The organism is Cellulosimicrobium sp. EB106-03-01-XG111, assembly GCF_058792115.1.
In genome coordinates this window covers 37,410-58,256 of sequence record NZ_JBYTEQ010000027.1, presented here as the reverse complement: position 1 = coordinate 58,256, position 20,847 = coordinate 37,410, and the positions used below count along the sequence as shown (strand labels likewise).

The window sequence follows — 20,847 nt, the reverse complement described above, 5'->3', positions numbered from 1 at the left end:
TACCAGCACCGAGGAGGAACGTCGTGAGCATCGTCGAGATCGAGTACCAGGTGACCGGCATGACGTGCGGCCACTGCGAGATGTCGGTCCGCGAGGAGGTCGGTCAGGTGCCCGGCGTCACCACGATCGACGTCAGCGCGACCACCGGTCGGCTCGTCGTCACGGCCGACCAGCCCGTCGACGACGCCGCGGTCCTCGCCGCCGTCGACGAGGCCGGCTACACCGCGGAGCGGGTGCGATGAGAGCGCCCGCCCGGATCGGGCTCTACGTCGCCGGGCTCGGGGTCGTGTTCGTGGCCTCGGCCGCGGTCGCGGGCGCCGTCGTCCCCGAGGGCGCCCTCTCGGGGACGCCCGCCGCGCACGCGCCGGAGCAGCACGCCGCCACGAGCGACGACCCCGCGCAGGAGACCACGAGAGGAACGGACATGGTCGGCGGACTGTCCCTGGAGCAGGGCGGCTACACCCTCGGCGAGGTCGAGGCCCCGCAGACGCCGGGCACGCCCGGCGAGCTCGCCTTCACCCTGACCGACCCCGCGGGCGAGCCGGTGACCGACTTCGCCGTCGCGCACGAGCAGCGCCTGCACCTCGTCGTCGTGCGCTCCGACGGGGCGCACTACCGCCACGCCCACCCCGAGCTGGACCAGGCCGGCCGCTGGTCCGTGCCCTGGACGTGGGACGCCGCGGGCACCTACCGCGTGTACGCCGACGCCGTCCCCACCGGGGGCGACCCGCTCACCCTGAGCCGCACCGTCGAGGTCGCGGGCGAGGTCGTCCCCGTCCGGGCCGACGCCCCCACGACCACCGCCTCGGTGGACGGGTACGACGTCGCGCTCGAGGGGAGCCTCGAGGCCGGTACGGCCTCGCGGCTGACGCTCGAGGTCACGCGGGACGGCGAGCCGGTGACGACGCTCGAGCCCTACCTCGGCGCGTTCGGCCACCTCGTCACCCTCCGCGACGGCGACCTCGCCTACCTGCACGCCCACCCCGAGGGCGCCGAGGCCGCGCCGGGCGAGCTCTCGGGCCCGACCGTGGCGTTCGCCGTCGAGGCACCCACCGCGGGCCGGTACCTCCTGTACCTCGACTTCCAGGTCGAGGGCCAGGTGCGCACCGCGGCGTTCACCGTCGAGGCCACCGGCACCACGTCGACCCCCGACGACGCCCCGGCGGGCGACGATCTCGCCCCGCACGACGACCACTGACCACCCTGCACCGGGCAGCACGCTGCCCGGCCGGAAGGAGCACCTCATGACGGCATCGGCCGCCCCGTCGCCGGGGACGTTCGTCGAGCTCGAGATCGGAGGGATGACCTGCGCCTCGTGCGCGATGCGGATCGAGAAGAAGCTCAACAAGCTCGAGGGCGTCACCGCGACCGTGAACTACGCGACGGAGAAGGCGAAGGTCACCGTCCCGGACGGCGTCGACGCGGCCACGCTCATCGCGGAGGTCGAGAAGACCGGGTACACGGCGCAGGTCCCGCGCGCCGACGCCCCCGCGTCCGAGGCGGACACGGACACGGACGCGGACGACCCCGAGCTCACCGCGCTGCGGCACCGGCTGGTCGGCGCCGTCGTGCTGTCGGTCCCGGTCATCGCGATGGCGATGGTCCCCGCGCTGCAGTTCACGTACTGGCAGTGGGCCAGCCTCGTGCTCGCCGCGCCCGTCGTGGTGTGGGCCGCGTGGCCGTTCCACCGCGCCGCGTGGACCAACCTGCGCCACGGCGCGGCCACCATGGACACGCTGATCTCCGTCGGGACGACCGCCGCGTTCCTCTGGTCGCTGTACGCGCTCTTCCTCGGCACGGCCGGGCAGCCGGGCATGACGCACCCGTTCACGCTGTCGGTCGCCCGGACCGACGGCGCGGCGAACATCTACCTCGAGGTCGCCGCCGGCGTCACGACGTTCATCCTCGCGGGCCGGTACTTCGAGAAGCGGTCCAAGCGGCAGGCGGGCGCCGCGCTGCGGGCCCTGCTCGAGCTCGGCGCGAAGGACGTCGCGGTGCTGCGCGACGGCGCGGAGACCCGCATCCCGATCACCGGGCTCACGGTGGGCGACGAGTTCGTCGTGCGGCCCGGGGAGAAGATCGCGACGGACGGCACCGTCGTCGCCGGCACCTCCGCCGTCGACGCCTCGATGCTCACGGGCGAGTCCGTGCCCGTCGAGGTCGGAGAGGGCGACGCCGTCACCGGGGCGACCGTCAACGCCGGCGGGCGGCTCGTCGTGCGCGCGACGCGCGTCGGCGGCGACACCCAGCTCGCGCAGATGGCGCGCCTCGTCGAGGACGCGCAGTCCGGCAAGGCACAGGTCCAGCGCCTCGCCGACCGGGTGTCCGCGATCTTCGTCCCGATCGCCATCGCCATCGCCGTCGGCGCCCTGGGCGCGTGGCTCGGGGCGGGCGCCCCTGCCTCGGCGGCGTTCACGGCCGCCGTCGCGGTCCTCATCATCGCGTGCCCGTGCGCGCTCGGCCTGGCCACCCCGACGGCGCTGCTCGTCGGGACGGGACGCGGCGCGCAGATGGGCGTGCTCATCAAGGGACCGGAGGTCCTGGAGTCGACGCGCTCCGTGGACACCGTGGTGCTCGACAAGACCGGCACCGTGACGACGGGCGTCATGACGCTCACCGACGTCGTCACCGGGACGGGCACGGACCGCGCGGAGCTCCTGCGCCTCGCGGGCGCGCTGGAGGACGCCTCCGAGCACCCCGTCGCCCGGGCGATCGCCCGCGGTGCGGCGCAGGAGGTGGGCCCGCTCCCCGTGCCCACGGAGTTCACCAACGTCGAGGGCAAGGGCGTGCAGGGCGTCGTGGACGGGCGAGCCGTGCTCGTCGGCCGCGAGTCGCTCCTCGCCGAGTGGGCGCAGCACCTCCCGCGCGAGCTCGCCGACGCCAAGGCGCGCGCCGAGGCGCAGGGCGGCACGGCCGTCGTCGTCGGCTGGGACGGGGAGGCCCGCGGCATCCTCGTGGTGGCCGACGCGGTCAAGCCCACGAGCGCCGAGGCGATCCGCCAGCTCCGCGCGCTCGGCCTCACGCCGGTGCTCCTCACCGGGGACAACGCGACCGTCGCGCGGCGGATCGCGGCCGAGGTCGGCATCGACGAGGTCATCGCGGAGGTCATGCCGAGCGACAAGGTCGACGTCGTCAGCCGCCTCCAGGGCGAGGGCAAGGTCGTCGCGATGGTCGGCGACGGCGTGAACGACGCCGCCGCCCTGGCCCAGGCGGACCTGGGCCTCGCGATGGGGACGGGCACGGACGTCGCGATCGAGGCCGCCGACATCACGCTCGTGCGCGGCGACCTCCGCTCCGCGGCCGACGCGATCCGCCTCGCGCGGCGGACGCTCGGGACGATCAAGGTGAACCTCTTCTGGGCCTTCGCCTACAACGTCGCCGCGATCCCCCTGGCGGCCCTCGGCCTGCTCAACCCGATGCTCGCCGGTGCCGCCATGGCGTTCTCGAGCGTCTTCGTGGTGGGCAACAGCCTGCGGCTGCGGTCGTTCTCCAGCCGCGCGACCGGCGCGCACCCCGGCACGCCCGCCCCGACCGCGCCGACGGCCCGGCTCGCCGGCGTCTGACCCCGACCGACGACACCCCAGGAGGACCCTGCATGTGCCAGCACCACGACGACACGCACCCCGGCCACGACGACCACCCGCACCACGGCGGGCACCACGGTGCGCACGACGCGGCGCACCACCACGCGCCCGCGACGGCCGCGGGGGTCGCGGCTGCCACGGGTGAGGCGGCGGACGACGACCTCGCCGAGTGCCCCGTGATGCGCGGGAGCATGGTCGCGAAGGCCCACGCCGAGGCGGCCGGGCTCGTGCGCGACCACGAGGGGGTGCGCTACTGGCTGTGCTGCTCGTCGCGCGGACCGCTGTTCGACGCCGACCCGGCCCGGTACGCCCGCACCGCCTGACCGCTCCGCCTTTGCCCGCCCGGCGGGCTGACCGCCGGACCGGCCCCTCGTGCCCGGTGCCGCACCCTCCCGGTGCGGTGCCGGGCACACGTCGTGCGACGGGCGCGTCGAGCGGTGGGCACGTCGAGCGGTGGGCGCGTCGTGCGACGGGCGCGTCGAGCGGTGGGCACGTCGTGCGACGGGCGCGTCGAGCGGCGGAGGCTCAGGCGCGCGACGCCGTCACGTCGCCGACGACGCGCACCTCCACGTCCACGCCGTCCACGGTCTCGGGGACCGCGACGTCGTCGGACGTCACGTTGACGCGCAGCAGCCAGTCGTCGCCCACGCCGGACGTCCCGGCGCCGCGCACCGGCGCACCGGTCAGGTCGGCGCGCGCGATGCCGACGCCGGTCACGCCGTCGAGGCCCGCGAGCTCGTCGCGCAGCGCGGCCTTCGCCTCCCGGGCTCGTTCGAGGGTCGCCACGGCAACCACCTCCCGCACCCATTGTGCGCCCGACGACGGCCGGAGGGCAGGGCCGAGCGTCCCGAGCAACGTCGCGGCGGTTCAGCCGGACGGCGTCGCGCCGGGTCAGGCGAGCAGCGTCGCCCCCAGCCGCTCGAGGACCGTCCCGATCGGGTTGCAGTACGTGAGCCCCGTGCCGTTCGCGCCGCCGGTCTCCGACCCCGCGAACAGCAGCCCCAGCGCCACGCCGTCCTCGCGGTAGACGAGCGACCCGGAGTCGCCGCCGCGCGAGAAGGGCCCGTCGCCCGTGGACTCGACCTCGATCTGGTCGTCGAACCGCAGCGCGCCGAGCCCGTCGCCGTACCCGACCACGACGTCGTCGAGCTCGATCGCCGTGACCCGGCCCGCGGTGACGCCCGTGGTCCGGCCGGACTTGCCCACGACCTCGCCGCCCAGCGCGACCGCCGTCGTCGTGATGCGCCCGACCGGGTACGCGGGGTCGACCTCCGGGTCGTCGAGCAGGGCCACCGCGGCGTCCACGGTCTGCGTGACCCCGGCCTCCAGCGGGACCAGCCCGGCGAGGGTGCCCACGCGGTCGTCGGGCGCGCGCCCGCCGTCGGCCGGGCCGGGCTGCACGACGACGTCCCCCACCCGCGCGGACGGCGAGCCGACGAGCACGTGCCAGTTGGACAGCGCGTAGACCGAGGCCTCGTCGGCGCCGTCGACCGCCGGCGGCGCGATGCGCACGAACGCCCCGAGCGTCCCCGCGGTGACGTCCACGTGCGCGACGGAGACCCCGGGCCGCAGCGGCCGGACGCGGCCCGTCTCGCCGGTCGCGTACGCGGTGACGACGGGCGGGCGCACGCCCGGGCCGTCGTCCCGGGCACGCCCGGCGCCCGGCGCGGCGGCGAGCGGACGGATGCGTCCCGTGCGCCGCACGTCCACCGTGTCGCCCGCCTCCGAGGCGACCTTGCGCGCGATGCTGCGCGCGGTGGGCACGCCGAGGCGGTACCGGACCGCGATCGCGTACCCACCGTCGTCGTGCGGGGCGAGCCCGATCGCGAGCGTGGGGGCGCGCACGGCCTCCGCGGCGTCGGGCACGTCCCGCGCCTCGATCACCGCGCCGGACCGCTCGGCGAGCTCGCGCGCGTAGTCCGCGAGCTGCGACTTGATCTCCCGTGCCTTCTGCTGGTCCATCGGTGCACCGTCCCCTCGCCCGACGGACGGCTCCCGCCGCCCGCGTCCTGCCGAGAGAGTCTGGCGGCAGCCGCCCACACGCGCACCGCGGCACGCCGCACCCGTCAGGCGCGGAGCAGCTGCTCCACCCGGACGGACCGGCGGCGCGCGACGACGAGCGTCGTCACCGCGACGGACACGAGACCCCACAGGACCAGCGCGACGGCGTCGCCGGCTCCCCCGGCCGCACCGGGGTCGACGATCGACGTGAGCAGCCGCAGCGCCGAGCCCACGGGCAGCGCGTCGCGCAGGCTGGTGAGGGCGGCCGGGACGGTCGCGACGATGCCGGTCGCGACGAGCAGCACCGCGACGAGCAGACCGATCGCGCGCCCGACGTTCCCGAGGAGCGCCGCGAGCGCCTGGTTGAGCGCGACGAACACGACCGACGCGAGCGCCCCGGTCGCGAGCAGGCCGACCCAGCCGCCCACGCTCGCCCCCTCGACCGCGGCGAGGACGCCGCCGACCACGAGCCCGGTCGCCGCGGCGATCCCCGCCGGGAGCGCGAGCGCGGCCAGCGCGAGCCGGCCGGGGCCGCGCGTCGACCCGAGGAGCCGCGCCGGGACCGGCGGGAACGCGACGAAGATCGCGAGCGCGCCCAGCCACAGCGTTAGCACCGCGAACAGCGGGCCGGTCGAGCCGGTCCCGAGGTCGTCGACGCCGGGCGCGGCCACGGGGTCCGCGACGACGGTCGCGAGGTTCTCGCGCTCCGCGTCGGTGTACGAGGGGATCTGCCCGGTCGCCTCGCCCAGGCCGTCGGCGAGGTCCGACGTGCCGCCCGCGAGCTGCCCGACGCCGCCCGCGAGGTCGCCCGCGCCCGTCGCCAGCTCCTGGGTGCCGGTCGCGAGCTGGTCCGCGCCGGTCCCGAGCGCGCCGACGCCGTCGGCGAGCTGGTCCGCGCCGGTGCCGAGCGTCCCGACCCCGGCGGCGAGGCCGTCGGCCCCGGTGGACAGCCGGCCCGCACCACCGGAGAGCTGCGCGGCGCCGCCCGCGACCTGGTCCGCTCCGGGCGCGAGCTGCCCGAGCCCGGCGGAGAGCGCCGCCGCGCCCTGGGCCACGCCGGCGGCACCGGTCGACGCCTGCGCCGCGCCCGTGGCGAGGTCGTCGGCTCCCGCGGCGAGCTGGTCGACGCCCGCCGCGAGCGCGTACAGGCCGGTCGGGGCGCCACCCTGGCCCGACGGCGAGCCCGCCAGGGCCGCGTTCCCCGCGGCGACGCCCGTCGCGCCCGCGGCGAGCGGGCGCAGCGCGGCGAGCTGCTGGTCGAGCGCCTGGCACGTCGGGCTCGTCGGGTCCTGCGCGCACCCGGCGGCGACCTTCTGCTGCTCGAGACCGGCGACGACCTGGGCGAGGCCGTCGGCCACGTCGCGCGAGCCCGTCGCGAGCGCGGTCGCGGTCTCCGGGAGCGACCGGCCGGTCGACGTGCCGTCGGGCAGCCGCACGTCCGCGATCGAGGCGTCGAGCGCGCCGAGCCCGCTCGCGAGGTCCGACGCCCCGGTGGACAGCGCACCCACGCCGCCCGCGAGGCTCTGCGCCCCGGAGGCCAGCTGCCCCGCGCCCGCGGCGCTCTGGTCGACGCCGTCGGCCACCTGCCGCGACCCCGCGGCGAGGCCCTGGGCGCCGCTCGCGACGCCCTGCGCGCCCGACGCGAGCTGGTCCGCACCGCTGCCGAGCTCCCCGACCCCGGCGGCGAGGCCGTCCGCGCCCGTGCCGAGCTCCCCCACGCCGGACGCGAGCGCGCCCGCCCCGGTGGCGATCTCGCCCGCGCCCGACGCGAGCTGCGTCGCCCCGTCGCTCGCCTGGGCGGCGCCGTCGGCGAGCTGGTCCGCGCCGTCGGCGGCCTCGCCGAGCTGGTCGTGGAGCGTCGTGAAGCCGGTGAGGACGCCGTCCACGTAGTTCTCGGTGAGCGTCGTGCCGAGCACCGACGTCGCGGTCGTGGTGACGATGCGCGCGAGCGCCTCGTCGACGACCCGCCCGCCGGGCGTCGTCTCGACGGACAGCGTGGCCTGCGTCGCGTCCGACGGGTCGCCGCCGAACGACGTGGCCGCCGCGGAGAAGTTCTCCGGGATCGTCACGACGGCCGCGTACGTGCCGTCGGCGAGCCCGGCCGCGGCGTCGTCCGCGTCGGTGATGACCCAGTCGTAGTTCGTCGTCCCCGGGTCGGGCTGCACGGCGACCGCGCCGGTGTCGGTCGAGGCGGCACCGCCGCTCACGAGCCCGGCGGTGAGCTGTCGGCCGAGCGGGACGGTCTGGCCGTCCACCTCGACGGGCTCGTCGAGGTTCACGACCGCGGCCTTGACCGTGTCGAGGCGTTCCTGCGGGTTCCACAGCGCCCACAGGAGCAGGCCGAGGACGGCGAGGGGCAGCGCGACGGCGGCGGCCACGGTCCACGCGCGCCGGGCGTCGACGCGACGGGGGCGCGCCCCGCCGGTCGGTGCCGCCAGGGCCGTCGGGTCGGCGGTCGGGTGGGCGGTCGGGTCGGTCGGGACCGGCTCGGGCGGGAAGACGCTCATGCGGGCACCTCCTCGGTGCGCGGGCCGACGACGGGCGCGGCGGGGACGGTGCGGTCGGGCTGGTGCGGGTCGTGCAGGTCGAGCACGGGCGTCCCGGGCGGGGCGAGGTCCGTCGGTGCGGGCCCGACGGCGCCCAGCACCACCGCCGTGCCGCGACCCGCCGCGTCGGCGAGCACCTCGGCCAGCGCGGCCCGCTCGGCGGGTGACGTGACGGCGTCGGTCCCGACGACGGCCAGGAGCCGGGGCCGCTCGCGCAGGGCCTCGGCGACGCTCGCCGCGGCCGGCACACGGTGCGCGGCGGGCGCCGGGGCGTCGCCCGGGAGCGCGGCGACGTCCGCCGCGAGGTCCACGAGCGCCACCCGGCGCCGCACGGTCAGCGCACGCTCCGGCAGCACCAGACCCGTGACCTTGAGCGCCCCGCTCGTCGGGCGCAGGCGCCCCGCGAGCGCCAGGACGACCCCGGACACCGCCGCGGGCGACTCCCCGTGCACGACGAGCGACCCGCCGTCGGGCACCCGGACCGTGACCGGCTCGGCCAGCGGGCCGCGCGCGCCCGCGACGACGAGGTCGTGCGCGACGACCGCGTCCGTGCTGCCCGGCTCCGGCCAGTCCGCGAGCGCGAGCTCCTTCGACAGGCCCTCACCCTCGACGTCGAACGACGGCAGCACGCGGTCGAGCCAGCGCGGCATCCACCACGCCTTGTCGCCCAGCAGGGCGAGCACGGCCGGGACGAGGGTCATGCGCACGACGAACGCGTCGACGAGCACGCCGACCGCGAGACCGAGCGCGATGGGTTTGAGGCTCATGTCGCCCTCGGGCACGAACGCCACGAACACGGCGAACATGATGACCGCGGCCGCGGTGACGACCTTCGCGGACGCCTGGAACCCCGTGAAGATCGACCGCCGCGCCTGGCCCGAGTGGACGTAGTCCTCACGGATGCGCGCCACGAGGAACACCTCGTAGTCCATCGCGAGGCCGAACAGCACGCCCATGAGGACGATCGGCATGAACGAGATGACCGGCCCGAGCCGTGTCACGTGCAGCGCGTCCGCGAGGAACCCGTGCTCGAACACGAGGGTCACGACGCCGAAGGCCGCGCCGACCGAGAACAGGTAGCCGAGCGTCGCCTTGATCGGCACCGCGACGGACCGGAACACCATGGTCAGCAGCACGAGCGACAGGCCGACGACGACGAACGCGAACGGCAGCAGCGCCGCCCCGAGCTTCGCCGAGACGTCGATCCCCACCGCCGTGAAGCCCGTGACCGCGAGGTCGACGCCGTACTCGTCGAGGAAGTGGTCGTGCTGCGCGCGGATCTCCGTGACGAGGTCCTTCGTCTCCTCCGAGTCCGGCGCACCGGTCGGGACGACCTGCACGATGCCCGTGTCCGCGGTGAGGTTCGGCGTCGCGAGCGGCACGTCCGCCACGCCCGGGAGGTCGGCGATCTCGTCGCCCAGGTCGTTCATGAGCCCCACGGGGTCCGTCGACGTGACGATCGTGCCCGTGACGATGAGCGGTCCGTTGAAGCCCGGGCCGAAGTGCTCCGACACGAGGTCGTACGTGACGCGCGCCTGGTTGTCCTCGGGCAGCGTCCCCGCGTCGGGAAGCGCGAGCTGCAGGTCCCGCGCCGGCAGCGTGAGCAGCACGATCGCGGCGACGACGAGCCCGATGGTCAGCAGCGGGATCCGCGTGACGGCGCGCACCCACCCCGCGAAGAACCGGTTGCGGTGCTCTGTGGTCGTCGTCGAGCTCACGGCGTCCGTGGTCGGGTCCGCGGCGGCTGCGCCCGAGGTGCTCGGGCTACCATCCGCGTCGCTCGTTCCTCGCGATGCTCCCGCCAGGCCCGCCACGCCCTTCGCATCCTCGGGCGCAGCCGCCGCTCGTCCGGTCCGTCGCCCGGGCGCCCCGGTCGCCCCGGTCGACCTTCCGCCGTCCGCTCCCGCGGCCGCACGGCGTCGCCCACGCCCACGACGGCGCGGTGCCTTCGGGCGGAGGCGCTCTCCCGCGAAGCCCAGCATGGCGGGCAGCAGCGTGATCGAGACGAGGACGGCGAGGCCGACGCCCACGGCGGCGGCGACGCCCATGACGGTGAGGAACGGGATGCCGGCGACGCCGAGGCCGACGAGCGCGATCATGACGGTGAGGCCCGCGAAGATGACGGCCGAGCCGGCGGTCGCGACGGCGCGCGCCGTCGCCTCCTCGACGCTGAGGCCGGTCGCGAGCTCGTCGCGCTGCCGGGACACGATGAACAGCGCGTAGTCGATGCCGACGGCGAGGCCGAGCATGACGGCGAGCATCGGGGTCGTGGAGTTGATCTGGGCGACGGCGGTCGCGGCGAACAGCAGCCCCATGCTGACGCCGACCCCGACGACGGCGTTGAGTAGCGGCAGCCCGGCCGCGACGAACGAGCCGAACGTGAGCACGAGCACGACGAGCGCGACGAGGAGGCCGAGCGCCTCGGTGACGGTGAGCGTCGGGAACTCGGTGCTGAAGAGCTGCCCGCCGAGCGCGGCCTGCGCGCCGTCGGGCAGGGCCGCGGCGAGGTCGTCGACGACGTCGCCGAGCGCGTCCTTCGTGGCGTCGGTGACCTCGCTCTGGCCCTCGTCGAGCTGGACGGTCATGAGGGTCGCGACGTCGTCGTCGCTGACCGACGCGGGCATGGTGTCGTCGTAGGGGGAGGTGACGGCGGCGACGCCGTCGACGTCGCCGAGCGCGGTGACGGCGTCCTCCACGGGGCCGCGGACGGCGTCGTCCTCGACGGTCGAGCCGTCGGGAGCGACGACCACGACCTGCGCCGACGCGCCGCTGACCTGCGGGAACGTCGCGGCGAGACGGTCGAGCGCGGCCTGCGACTCGGTGCCGGGGATGGTCACCTCGTCGTCGAGGCCCTGGCCGACGAGCCCGGCGAGGCCTCCGGCCAGCACGAGGACGCCGATCCAGGCCACGAGGACCAGCCGGCGCGCCCCGACCGCCCAACGGCCGAGCGAGTACAGCGCTGAGGACACGAGCGGCCTCCCGGGGAGAGTGCAGACGGATTCGAGGATACGCCGCTGTATCCGATGCGTGAACGTATCGGATACACTCGTGCATCGCAAGGCCGCCCGGTTCGGGCGGCACCGTCCGACAGTGGGAGCATGTCCGGCGTGACGACGGACCTCGACCCGACCCGAGTCGACCGCGCGGAGAGCGACGCACCGCTCTCGCGGCGCCGCGAGCGCACGCGCGAGCGCCTGCTCGACGCCGCCTACGGCCTGTTCGCCGAGCACGGCATCAACGGCACCTCGATCGAGGCGGTGTGCGAGGCCGCGGGCTTCACCCGCGGCGCCTTCTACTCGAACTTCGAGTCGAAGGAGTCCCTCTTCCTCGCCCTCACGGAGCGCGAGATCCGGACGCGCATGCGGAGCCTCGAGGCCGCCGTCGAGCACCTGCCCGACGACCCGGTCCGGGACGGCGTCATCGCGCCGGACACCATCGCGGCGATCGTCGCGGCCGTCATGGCCGACCCGCGCGACGAGCGCCGCTGGTGCCTCATGAGCGCGGAGCTCGAGCTGCTCGCCCTGCGCGACCCGCAGGTCGCGGCGCGGTTCGCCGACCAGGAGGAGTCGTTCCGCACCGAGCTCGCGGACATCCTCACGCGCGTCCTCACGGAGGTCGGCATGCGGTTCGCGATCGACCCGGCCGCGGCGACGCGCGTGCTGATCAGCGCGTACACGTGCGCGGCGCGCGACGCGTTCCTCAGCCCCGCGGGCGACGACGCCGTGCAGCGCGCGCAGACCGCCGACTGGCTCCCGGCGCTCGTGGGCCGGCTCGTCGAGCCGGTGCCCGCTCCGGCCTGAGGCCCCCCTTCGCGCTGTGGGTGGCGCGCGTCACACTGGGGTCATGACACTCACCTTCAGCGGCGCCGTGGTCGACTGCGCCGACCCCGCCGTCGTGGCGGACTTCTGGCAGGCCGCGCTCGGGTGGACGGGGCGCGAGACCGGGCCGCACGGCGAGGCCGTGCTCTTCCCGCGCGAAGGCGAGACGATCCTCGGACCGCCGAGCCTCGTCTTCCAGCGCGTCCCCGAGGGCAAGACGGTGAAGAACCGCCTGCACCTCGACTTCTCGTCGTCGACCCAGGCCGCCGACGTCGCGCGGCTCGAAGGGCTCGGCGCGCGCCGCGTCGACGTCGGGCAGGGCGAGCACGAGACGTTCGTCGTCCTGGCGGACGTCGAGGGCAACGAGTTCTGCGTCCTGCGCGGCGACTGACCTCTCCGCGTCAGGCGGGGTCGGGGCGGTACACCGCGGCAGAGCCCGGGGGCGGCTCCCCCACGTCCGCGACGGGGCGCGGGTCGTACGCCTCCGCCGTGAGGTCTGCCCGCTCGACGCGCGAGAGCCGGAACCACCGGACCGCCTCGCGCGTGCGGCACCACGCGACGAGGTACCAGCGGCCGTCGGTGTGCGCGAGGAGCACGGGCTCCACCCGACGCGTCGACGTCGCGCCACGGCCGTCCCGGTACCGGATCGCCAGCACGCGCGAGCCCGCGATCGACTGCTCGACCGCGCGCAGCACGCCGAGGTGCGTCCGCGCCCGCCCGACGACGTCGCCCCGGCCCGGCGCGGCCGTGCCGTCGTGCGGTTCTCCTGAGGGTGCGCCGTCGGGCGGGCTGGCGGGCGGGGCGCCGTCGGGCGGGCTCGCAGGCGGGACGGCGTCGGTCAGGTCCGGGTCCGGCGCGGCGTGGCGGACCCACACGCGCGCGGCGAGCGCCTCGGCCCGCGCGCGGTCGCCCGCGCCGAGCGCGTCCCACACCTTGCCGCGGGCGGCGAGGGCGTCCACCGCGAACGGGCTGCCGGGCGGGAGCGTCGCGAGCGCGACGGCCACGGCGACGGCCTGGCCGGGCGTGAAGTTCACGGGCGGGAGCGACGCGCTCGGGTCCAGCACGTACCCGCCCCCGGGTCCCGCCTGCGCCCAGATCGTGAGCCCGGCCTGCTGGAGCGCGGCGACGTCGCGCTTGATCGTCCGCTCGCTCACCTCGAGCGCCGCGGCGAGGCGCGGGCCCGTCGTGCCGGTCCGGCCCGCGCGGCGCAGCTCTTCCGCGAGCGCGTAGAGGCGCTCCGTCCTGTTCACCCCAGAATGGTGACAGACAGGTGTCACCGACACCCTGCGAGGGTGGCTGCATGAGCACCCACGGAACGTCCGCGCAGCCCGTCCACGTCGTCCTCGTCCCCGGTTTCTGGCTGGGCGCATGGGCCTGGGACGACGTCGTCCCCCACCTCGAGGCCGCCGGCCTCGTCCCCCACCCGGTGACCCTGCCGGGCCTGGAGCCCGGCGCGACCGCCGCGGACCGCGCGCACGTCACGCGCGCGGACCACGTCGCCGCGGTCACCCGCCTCGTCGACGGGCTCGACGGCCGCGTCGTGCTCGTGGGGCACAGCGGCGGCGGGCCGGTCGTGCAGGAGGCCCTCGACCGGGACCCCACGCGCATCGAGCGTGTCGTCTACGTCGACACCGGCCCGCTCGTCGACGGTGCGGCGCTGTCGCCGGACCTCCCGGCCGACGTCGCGGAGGTCCCGCTCCCGACGTGGGAGGAGCTCGCGGAGGGCGGGTCGAGCCTCGACGGGCTGGACGAGGCCGCGCTGGCGCGGTTCCGCGAGCGGGCGGTGCCCACCCCGGGGCCCGTCGCGCGGGGCGTCGTGCACGTGTCCGACCCCCGCCGCCTGGAGGTGCCGGCGACCGCCGTCTGCTCGTCCATCCCGTCCGCCGTCCTCGCCGAGATGGCGCACCCGGGGCCGCCCCTGCACACCGAGCTGGGCGAGGTCGGGGACGTCACGTACGTCGACCTCCCGACCGGTCACTGGCCGATGTTCTCGCGTCCCCGGGACCTCGCGGCCGTGATCGTCGACGCCGTCTCCTGACCCCCGGGTGAGACATCGTGCACGTTCCGGAAAAAAGTCTCCGAAGTCGCGTCACAGACGGAGACTTCTGCCGTCTCCTCGTGTGGACGGCCGACCGGCCGCCGCAGAACGACGGACGACGAGACGGACCATGCACGACACCCTGCCCTCCGCCCCCTCGCGCACCGAGGTGCGCACCGCCCTGCTCTGGGCGCTCGAGAACGACCGCGACGCGCTCCTCGAGCACCGCGAGACGACCCAGCACTGCTTGTGGACGGCCGCGCGCGGCGCCGCCGACCGGCGCCTCGTGCGGCGCTGGCGCGCGGCGGCCGCAGGGCTCCCGTCGACCGTCGCCTGACGGCGGTCGCCTGACGGCGGCCGTCGGACGGCGGCCGTCGGACGGCGGTCGACGGACGAGCCCTGCGGGCCGCCGCCCGCGGGTGGCGGCCCGGTCAGCCGAGCGTCGTCGGCAGCGCGGCGTCGCCCTCGCCCGGGGCGGCCCCCAGCACGTGCTCCGCGAGGAAGGCCAGGACCACCTGGTACCAGACCTTCGCGTGCTGGGGCTGGAGGATCCAGTGGTTCTCGTCCGGGTAGAAGAGGAAGCGGTGCACCGTGTCCCCGTCCGGGCCCGCGGGCAGCCCGGACGACGCGAGCAGCTCGTACCAGAGCCGCAGACCCTCGCCGATCGGCACGCGGTAGTCCTTGTCGCCGTGGATGACGAGCATCGGCGTCACGATGTCCTGGACGAACCGGTGCGGGCTGTTCTCCAGCGCCATCTCGTCCGTCATCTCGCGCGCCCAGTAGTACGCGTGGTCCGTCGTCGGGCCGAACTGGTCGAGAGCCCACAGGCTCGCGTGCGTGACGATCGCGCGGAAGCGGTCCGTGTGCCCCGCGACCCAGTTCGCCATGTACCCGCCGAAGGACCCGCCCATCGCGGCCGTCCGGGTCGCGTCGACCTCCGGGCGCGCCTCCACGGCATCCGTGATCGCGAGCAGGTCCGTGTACGGGGCCTTGCCCCACGCGCCCCAGCCGCGCTGCACGAAGTCCTGCCCGTACCCGGTCGACAGCGCCGGGTCCGGCAGCAGCACCGCGTAGCCCCGCGCGACCATCAGCCACGGGTTCCAGCGCCAGCTCCACGCGTTCCACGACCCGAGCGGGCCGCCGTGGATCCACAGCAGGAGCGGTGCCGGGTCCTCCGCGGACGCACCGTGCGGCAGCGCGAGCCAGCCTCGCACGCGCACGTCGTCCGCCGCCGCCGTCTCGACGTCGACGAGCGTGCCCGGCAGGTCGGGCGTCGCGACCGGGCCGCGCAGCGGCGTCGCGGGCACCGGCGCACGGCCGCCCGCCGTGCCGGAGTCGAGGAACGCCCCGAGGTCGACGCGCACCGGGTGCGCCGGCTCCAGGTAGCTCGTCCGCAGCGCGTAGAGCGTCCTGCCGTCGGGCGCGACCTGCACGTCCGTGAACGTCGCGTCGTCGCTCGTCACGCGCTCGGCCGTGCCGTGCTCGGCGACGCCGTTGCCCGCGGGGTCGAAGGGGACGAGGAACACCGGGCCGCGGCCGTCGTCGTCCGCGGTGACGAGCAGGCCCGAGCCGTCGGGCAGCCAGCGCAGCGACGTCGGCCAGCGGTCCCAGTGCGGTACGAGCGTGCGCGGCGTCGCGTGGTTCTCGGCGCGCGTCGTCGCCGAGTCGTCGTGGCCCTCCGTGGTCCCGGCGGGCCCGTCCGGCGCGTGCAGCGGCACGACGGCGAGGCTCTCCTCCGGCGCCTGGTGCGGCGTCGAGATCGTCTCGCGCACGAACGCGACCCACGCGCCGTCGGGCGAGATGCGGGGCGAGTGCGCCTCCGCGCGCGGCTCGTCGACGAGCGTGCGGCGCGCGCCCGTCGCCGTGTCGATCGCGACGAGCGTGCTGCGCACCTGCGGGCCGGGGCCCGCGACCTGCCACGTCGTGACGAGCGTCGTGCCGTCGGCGGACAGGTCCGCCGAGTGCTCGTGCAGCGCGCGCCCCGGCGTCCCGTCGTGCCCGACGCCGCGGCTCACGTCACGCAGGTCGAGCAGCCGCGCGTCGTGCTCGTCGGCGGCGTGCTCCCCGGCGGTGTCCTGCGCGCCTGCGGCGAGCGGCGCTGCGGCGAGCGGCGCGGTGCTGCCCGAGGTCGCCGGCGCGTCGGTCGGGGCCGCCGGGGTGCTCGGGGCCGGGAGGGGCTGTGCCGGCGCGTCGACGAGCGTCGTGAGGTCGCCGACGAACCGGTGCGCCTCGTCGGGTCCGCGGTCGTGGTCCCACTGCCGCACCGGGTAGGCGCTGTGCAGGATCGCCGCGACCTTCGCGTCCTTGCGCGCCGACCGGAGCTCGGCGTCGTGCGCGAGATCGCGCGCGCTCGGCAGCACCGACGCCGCGACCGACACGACCGGCGCGTGCGTCGCCGCGAGCGGCCCGCTCACGCCCGCGGGCGCCGTGGCGACCACGCGCGCCTCCCCGCCCGACGCCGGCAGCAGCCACAGCGCCGACGTCGGGTCGTCGTCGGACCCGCCGTCCGGGTCGGGCCGCGCCGACGTGAACAGCACGTCGCCCGCGCCGCTGAACGTCGCGCTCGACTCGCCCTTCGTGCTGCGCGTGAGCCGACGCGCGGGCGCCTGGCCCGCCGGGTCGACCTCCCACAGCGCCGCGCGGTACCCGGTGCGCTGCGGGTCGAGCGTCTGGACGGTCGTGACGAGGCGCGTCCCGTCGGGCGAGAGCGCGAGGCCCCCGACGCGCGGGATCGCGAGATATCGGTCGAGCTCGTGGAACGGGTTCGTGGTCGGGTCAGGGATACCGGGCGCGCCAGCGAGATTGCTCACCCACACGTCCTATCACGCCCCTCCCCGGAAAACGCCCCCGCCGAACACGGGGTCAGGGACCGGAATCCGCCGATTCGGGTCGCCCACCCCGTGTTCGACGGTCGCTTTTCCCGTGTTCGACGCGGCGATCGAGGAAAGCCCGTATCGCGGGGCCGACGCCGCCCGGCACGTCGCGACCCGTGAACCGGAGGAGCTCGATGGTGCCCGAGACGGCCAGGCGGTTCTGGCGCGTGCGGTCGGCGTACACCGCCTCGGGGTCGGAGTGCACGTCCGCTCCGTCCATCTCGGCCACCAGCCACCGCCCGCCACCGAGGCGCCAACCCATGTCTCCCCGCGCGACGACGCGACCGTCCGCGTCGAGCACCGGCAGCTGGATGACGTCGGGCGGCACGCCCGCGTCCACGCAGTCGAGCCGCCCGAAGGACTCCAGCGGCGACTCCGCGCGGCCGTCCGCCATCCCCCAGAGCGCGTGCGTGGCGGCGACACCACGGCGCCCCCGTGCCAGGTCGTGCGCCCTCGCGAGCCCGTCGGGGTCGGTCGACCGCCGGTGCAGCGCGGAGTCCAGGACGGCGAGCGCGCGGGCGCGGGGCAGCTCGGGCACCGCCTGGGCGAGGGCGCGTTCGACGGTCGCGACCGCCCGCCCACCGATCTGGACGGTGGTCATCCCGTCGTCGAACTGCCGCAGGCGGATGCCGTCGCGGGTGGTGCGGTCGCTCGCACGGGGCAGGGCGACCTCCGGGGCGACCCCGGCGGGGACGCCCTGGACGCCGTGCAGCACGAGCGCCGTCGTCCCGACGCCGATGGCCTCCGGTCCGAACGCGAGCAGGCCCGCCCACGCCGATCTCCGCCGTCGGTCGTCCCAGTCCCGGCGCCGGCCGGCCTGCGGCCGGAGGTCGTAGACACCCCGCGTGACGCGCGCCCAGGTACCCGAGTCGACGCGACGACGAGCGACGCGCGAGGAGACACCTGCGGCGAGCAGCTGGTCGATCGACACGAGCCCGGCCTGCGCGGCGACGAGCCGGTCCAGCTCCGGTGAGAACCCCATGAGCGGCATGGCAGCACGACGCCCGGTCCACTGCGGCACGCAGACTCCGCCCCTGTGAACACCCCGCCCAAACCCGACCCTGTGCACAACCAGCCCTGACCACCATCACCACCCGCGAGCACGCGATCAGCGACCGAAATCCCGGATTCTCGGTCTCCAACCCCGTGTTCGGCGGAGACGGGGGGCGGGTGGGGGGCGGGGGCGGGAGGGGGTGGGGGTACGTCGGTCAGTCGTCTCGCTTCGACATCTGGGCGAGCATGTCGTTGTACTCCTGGAGCTCGGCGTCGCCGTCGCGGTCGGCCTGGCGGTCGCGGCGCTTGGCCTCGCGCTCGTCGGAGCGCGTCCACATGACGGCGACGACGATGGCGAGGATGAGCGTCGGCAGCTCGCCGATGCCCCACGCGACGGCACCACCGCGCTGCTGGTCGGCGATGGCGCTCGGGCCCCACTCACGGCCGAGGAGGCCGAACCACTCCGGGACGAGCAGCTCCTCGCCCGACGTGAGCGCGACGCCGAAGAACGCGTGGAACGCCATGGTCGCGAACAGCAGGAGCAGACGCTGCGGGTACGGCGGGCGGTGCGGACCGGGGTCGATCCCGACGAGCGCGTTCGCGAACAGGTACCCCGCGAGCGTGAAGTGCACCAGCATGACGAGGTGACCGACGTAGGTCGTGAGCGCGTACTCGAACGCGGGCGTGTAGTAGAAGACGATCATCGAGCCGGCGAAGTTCACCGCCGCGACGATCGGGTTCGCGAAGAACTGGCCCACGCGCGACGTGACGAGGGCGAGCACCCACTCGCGCGGTCCCCGCGACCCGTCCTTGCGCGGCGGCACCGCCCGCACCAGGAGCGTCACGGGGGCGGCGAGCACGAGGAAGATCGGCACGACCATCGCGAGGATCATGTGCTGGACCATGTGCGCGCTGAACAGCACGTGGCCGTACATCGCCGGGCCGCCGGACGTGACCCAGAACAGGACGAGGATCCCCAGGCACCAGGAGACGGTGCGTCCCACCGACCACGAGTCGCCGCGCCGCGCGAGACGGCGCGCCCACCGCAGGTACACGACGATCGCCGCGACGCACGCGAACGCGGGCAGCAGGTCCCAGCGCCACTCGGTGAACCAGCGCGCGAGCGTCGGCTCGGGCGGGAGCGCGTGCCCCGTCACCTGGTACGCGGCGGAGGTGTCGAGCGGCTCCTCCTGCGGCACCGGCGGGGCCGTGGACCCGAGCGCGACCGCGACGCCGGACACGGCGCCCATGATCGCGAGCTCGACCGCGACGAGCCGCCAGAACAGCCAGCGCGTGCCCTCCGCGGCCGCGCCCCGTGCGCTCGTGGACGACGACGTCCCGCCCGTCCCGGCGCCGCTCGCCGAGGCACGGTCCCCGGCCGGGCGAGCGGCCGCCGTCGGGCCCGCGAGGCGGCGGACGACGAGCTCGCGGTGCGCGAAGCCGACCGCGCCGAGGACGAGCAGGAGCGCGAGCTTGGTGAGCAGGAGGATGCCGTAGTCGGTGGTCAGCCCGGCGAGGGAGTCGACCCGGATGCTCGCGTTCGCGACGCCCGAGACGGCGACGGCGACGTAGCACCACAGCGCGATCGCGGAGTACCGCGCGACGGACGACGCGAAGTCCGCGCGACCCAGCCCGCCGCGCACGCGCACGACGGCGAGCGTCCCGAGCCCGCCGACCCACAGCGCGGCGCCCGCCAGGTGGAGGAACATCGAGGAGACGGCGAGCTCGTGGCTCACCGCGCCGGCCGCGTGGCCGGTGTTGGCCTGCATCCCGAGGGCGACCAGCGCGAGGGCCGCGGTCCACATCGCCCCGGTCGCGCTGCGCACGGCGAGCGCGACGGCGGACGTCAGGGCGGCGACGACGACGATCGCGAGGTAGTTCCGGCCGAGGCTGACCTGCGAGACGAAGAGGCCGAGCTGGTCGCCGAACGTCGGGTTCGTGATCGGCGTGCTCGAGATGGAGGAGTACCGCAGCACGACCTGCAGGACGGTGAGCACCGCCCACGTGGCCGACGCCGCCCCCGCCACGCCGAGCGCCTTGCGTACGGGCGTCCCGGCAGGCAGCACGCACGCCGCGAGGACGAGCGAGCCGAGCGCGAGCGCGACGGCGAGCTCGGTGAGCACCGTGACGACGGGGGTGCCGAGGCGCGCGAGCGCGCCCGGGTCCGGGAAGCCGGCGGGGACGGTGAAGGCGGCCGAGAACGCGCCGGCGGCGAGCACGGCGACGACCGCGACGACGACGGCGAACGGCCCGGCGACGACGAGCCACCACGGGTTCGCGGGTCGGGCGTCCGAGGGCGCGCGGCGCAGGGCAGTGGTGGTCACCCCACCAGGGTATCGACCGCGCGAGCCCCTCCGGTCACGGCTCAGGGCCGGGACAGGCGGGCCATCCCGTAGACCTTCGTGGCGCGCACGCGCAGCACCTGGCGGCGGTCCGCGACCATGGCGCGCCGGAACTCCTCCCAGTCCGGGTGCTCGCCCCCGGTCGCCGCGCGATAGGTCTCGACCAGCTCGTCGGCGGCGGCGTCGTGGGGGTCGAGCGCGACGGCGCTCAGCCCGGCGTCGCCCTCGACGACGGCGTAGCCCGCGAAGTCCTCGGCGCTCACGTGGAGCGAGACGCGCGGGTCGCGCGCGGCGTTGCGGGTCTTCGCGCGGTCGGCGGTGACGGAGACGCGCGCGACGCCCGCCTCCGGGTCCCACGCGTAGAGCACGTTGGAGAGCTGGGGTCGGCCGTCCTTCTTCACGGTCGCGAGGACGCCCTGGTGGCGCGCGGCGACGAGGTCGAGGAGCGCGGGCTCGCCGAGCGCGGCGCGGGGCGCGCGGTCGGGGACGTCGCGGTCGGTGTCACGGGAGGCGTCGAGGGCGTCGGTGCTCATGCCGGGCCAACCGTCGTGGCCCTCCGGGGCATTCCCGGCGCACCGCGGGTGGGGACCTCTCCCCACCCGAACCTGTGGACGACGCCCGGTCCGGCGGGGTCCGCGCTGGCATACTGGGC

The 20,847-nt window shown here is 76.0% G+C and carries 17 protein-coding genes; 8 read left to right on the top strand and 9 right to left on the bottom strand.

The genetic code is table 11. From position 1 onward, the window contains the following. Positions 1–29: 29 nt before the first annotated feature. From AC3WT4_RS18370 to AC3WT4_RS18355, 4 genes are read left to right on the top strand one after another with little or no spacing between them, the layout of a single operon-like run. A complete protein-coding gene (locus tag AC3WT4_RS18370) occupies positions 30–242 on the top strand; it encodes a heavy-metal-associated domain-containing protein (protein ID WP_167405683.1) in 213 nt (70 codons plus the stop codon). Further along, entirely contained in the window at positions 239–1,198 is a 960-nt protein-coding gene (locus AC3WT4_RS18365) for a DUF8832 domain-containing protein (RefSeq protein WP_492316154.1), read from the top strand. The genes AC3WT4_RS18370 and AC3WT4_RS18365 overlap by 4 nt, the downstream gene beginning before the upstream one ends. 46 nt (positions 1,199–1,244) lie before the next feature. Further along, positions 1,245–3,563: a heavy metal translocating P-type ATPase gene (locus AC3WT4_RS18360; protein ID WP_492316153.1), complete on the top strand. Its 2,319-nt coding sequence runs from the start codon at positions 1,245–1,247 to the stop codon at positions 3,561–3,563. A gap of 32 nt (positions 3,564–3,595) precedes the next feature. After that, complete coding sequence (locus AC3WT4_RS18355) at positions 3,596–3,907, top strand: YHS domain-containing protein (protein WP_492316152.1); 312 nt, start codon at positions 3,596–3,598, stop codon at positions 3,905–3,907. 202 nt (positions 3,908–4,109) lie between these two features. Here the strand turns inward: AC3WT4_RS18355 and AC3WT4_RS18350 are convergent, their stop codons facing one another. The 4 genes from AC3WT4_RS18350 to AC3WT4_RS18335 form a co-directional block, all read right to left on the bottom strand. Then, complete coding sequence (locus AC3WT4_RS18350; RefSeq protein WP_228485195.1) at positions 4,110–4,370, bottom strand: hypothetical protein; 261 nt, start codon at positions 4,368–4,370, stop codon at positions 4,110–4,112. A 105-nt stretch (positions 4,371–4,475) separates the two neighbouring features. Next, on the bottom strand, positions 4,476–5,546 hold the full coding sequence (locus tag AC3WT4_RS18345; protein WP_492316151.1) for a chymotrypsin family serine protease: 1,071 nt from the start codon (positions 5,544–5,546) through the stop codon (positions 4,476–4,478). 104 nt (positions 5,547–5,650) lie between these two features. Then, positions 5,651–8,092, bottom strand: a complete 2,442-nt coding sequence (locus tag AC3WT4_RS18340; protein ID WP_492316150.1) for a YhgE/Pip family protein — start codon at positions 8,090–8,092, stop codon at positions 5,651–5,653. Continuing rightward, positions 8,089–11,100, bottom strand: coding sequence for an MMPL family transporter (locus AC3WT4_RS18335; protein ID WP_492316149.1), 3,012 nt, complete (start codon positions 11,098–11,100; stop codon positions 8,089–8,091). The genes AC3WT4_RS18340 and AC3WT4_RS18335 overlap by 4 nt, the downstream gene beginning before the upstream one ends. Positions 11,101–11,229: 129 nt before the next feature. On the opposite strand from AC3WT4_RS18335, the gene AC3WT4_RS18330 reads away from it, so the two are divergent. Beyond that, positions 11,230–11,931 carry a TetR family transcriptional regulator gene (locus AC3WT4_RS18330; RefSeq protein WP_114553725.1) on the top strand — a complete coding sequence of 234 codons (702 nt, stop codon included), beginning with the start codon at positions 11,230–11,232 and terminating at the stop codon, positions 11,929–11,931. A 43-nt stretch (positions 11,932–11,974) separates the two neighbouring features. After that, a complete protein-coding gene (locus AC3WT4_RS18325) occupies positions 11,975–12,340 on the top strand; it encodes a VOC family protein (protein ID WP_492316148.1) in 366 nt (121 codons plus the stop codon). 10 nt (positions 12,341–12,350) lie between these two features. Here AC3WT4_RS18325 and AC3WT4_RS18320 read toward each other — a convergent pair whose 3' ends face one another. Next, positions 12,351–13,199 (bottom strand): helix-turn-helix transcriptional regulator, encoded by an 849-nt coding sequence (locus AC3WT4_RS18320; protein ID WP_492316147.1) that lies wholly within the window; start codon positions 13,197–13,199, stop codon positions 12,351–12,353. A 50-nt stretch (positions 13,200–13,249) separates the two neighbouring features. Between AC3WT4_RS18320 and AC3WT4_RS18315 the strand changes: the two genes are divergently transcribed. Together AC3WT4_RS18315 and AC3WT4_RS18310 are read left to right on the top strand one after the other, a co-directional pair. Continuing rightward, entirely contained in the window at positions 13,250–13,987 is a 738-nt protein-coding gene (locus AC3WT4_RS18315; RefSeq protein WP_492316146.1) for an alpha/beta fold hydrolase, read from the top strand. A 130-nt stretch (positions 13,988–14,117) separates the two neighbouring features. Then, positions 14,118–14,324, top strand: a complete 207-nt coding sequence (locus tag AC3WT4_RS18310; protein WP_074804975.1) for a hypothetical protein — start codon at positions 14,118–14,120, stop codon at positions 14,322–14,324. A 94-nt stretch (positions 14,325–14,418) separates the two neighbouring features. Here AC3WT4_RS18310 and AC3WT4_RS18305 read toward each other — a convergent pair whose 3' ends face one another. The 4 genes from AC3WT4_RS18305 to AC3WT4_RS18290 all read right to left on the bottom strand — a co-directional run bounded on the left by AC3WT4_RS18305 (position 14,419) and on the right by AC3WT4_RS18290 (position 20,728). Then, the gene (locus tag AC3WT4_RS18305) at positions 14,419–16,797 is read right to left on the bottom strand and encodes a S9 family peptidase (RefSeq protein WP_492316145.1); all 2,379 of its coding nucleotides are present in this window, start codon (positions 16,795–16,797) and stop codon (positions 14,419–14,421) included. 52 nt (positions 16,798–16,849) lie between these two features. Further along, positions 16,850–17,842, bottom strand: a complete 993-nt coding sequence (locus tag AC3WT4_RS18300; RefSeq protein WP_492316144.1) for a type IV toxin-antitoxin system AbiEi family antitoxin domain-containing protein — start codon at positions 17,840–17,842, stop codon at positions 16,850–16,852. Positions 17,843–18,068: 226 nt separating this feature from the next. Further along, positions 18,069–20,177, bottom strand: coding sequence for a bifunctional copper resistance protein CopD/cytochrome c oxidase assembly protein (locus AC3WT4_RS18295; protein WP_492316143.1), 2,109 nt, complete (start codon positions 20,175–20,177; stop codon positions 18,069–18,071). Positions 20,178–20,218: 41 nt separating this feature from the next. Continuing rightward, on the bottom strand, positions 20,219–20,728 hold the full coding sequence (locus AC3WT4_RS18290) for a PPOX class F420-dependent oxidoreductase (protein ID WP_108050611.1): 510 nt from the start codon (positions 20,726–20,728) through the stop codon (positions 20,219–20,221). Positions 20,729–20,847: the final 119 nt, after the last annotated feature.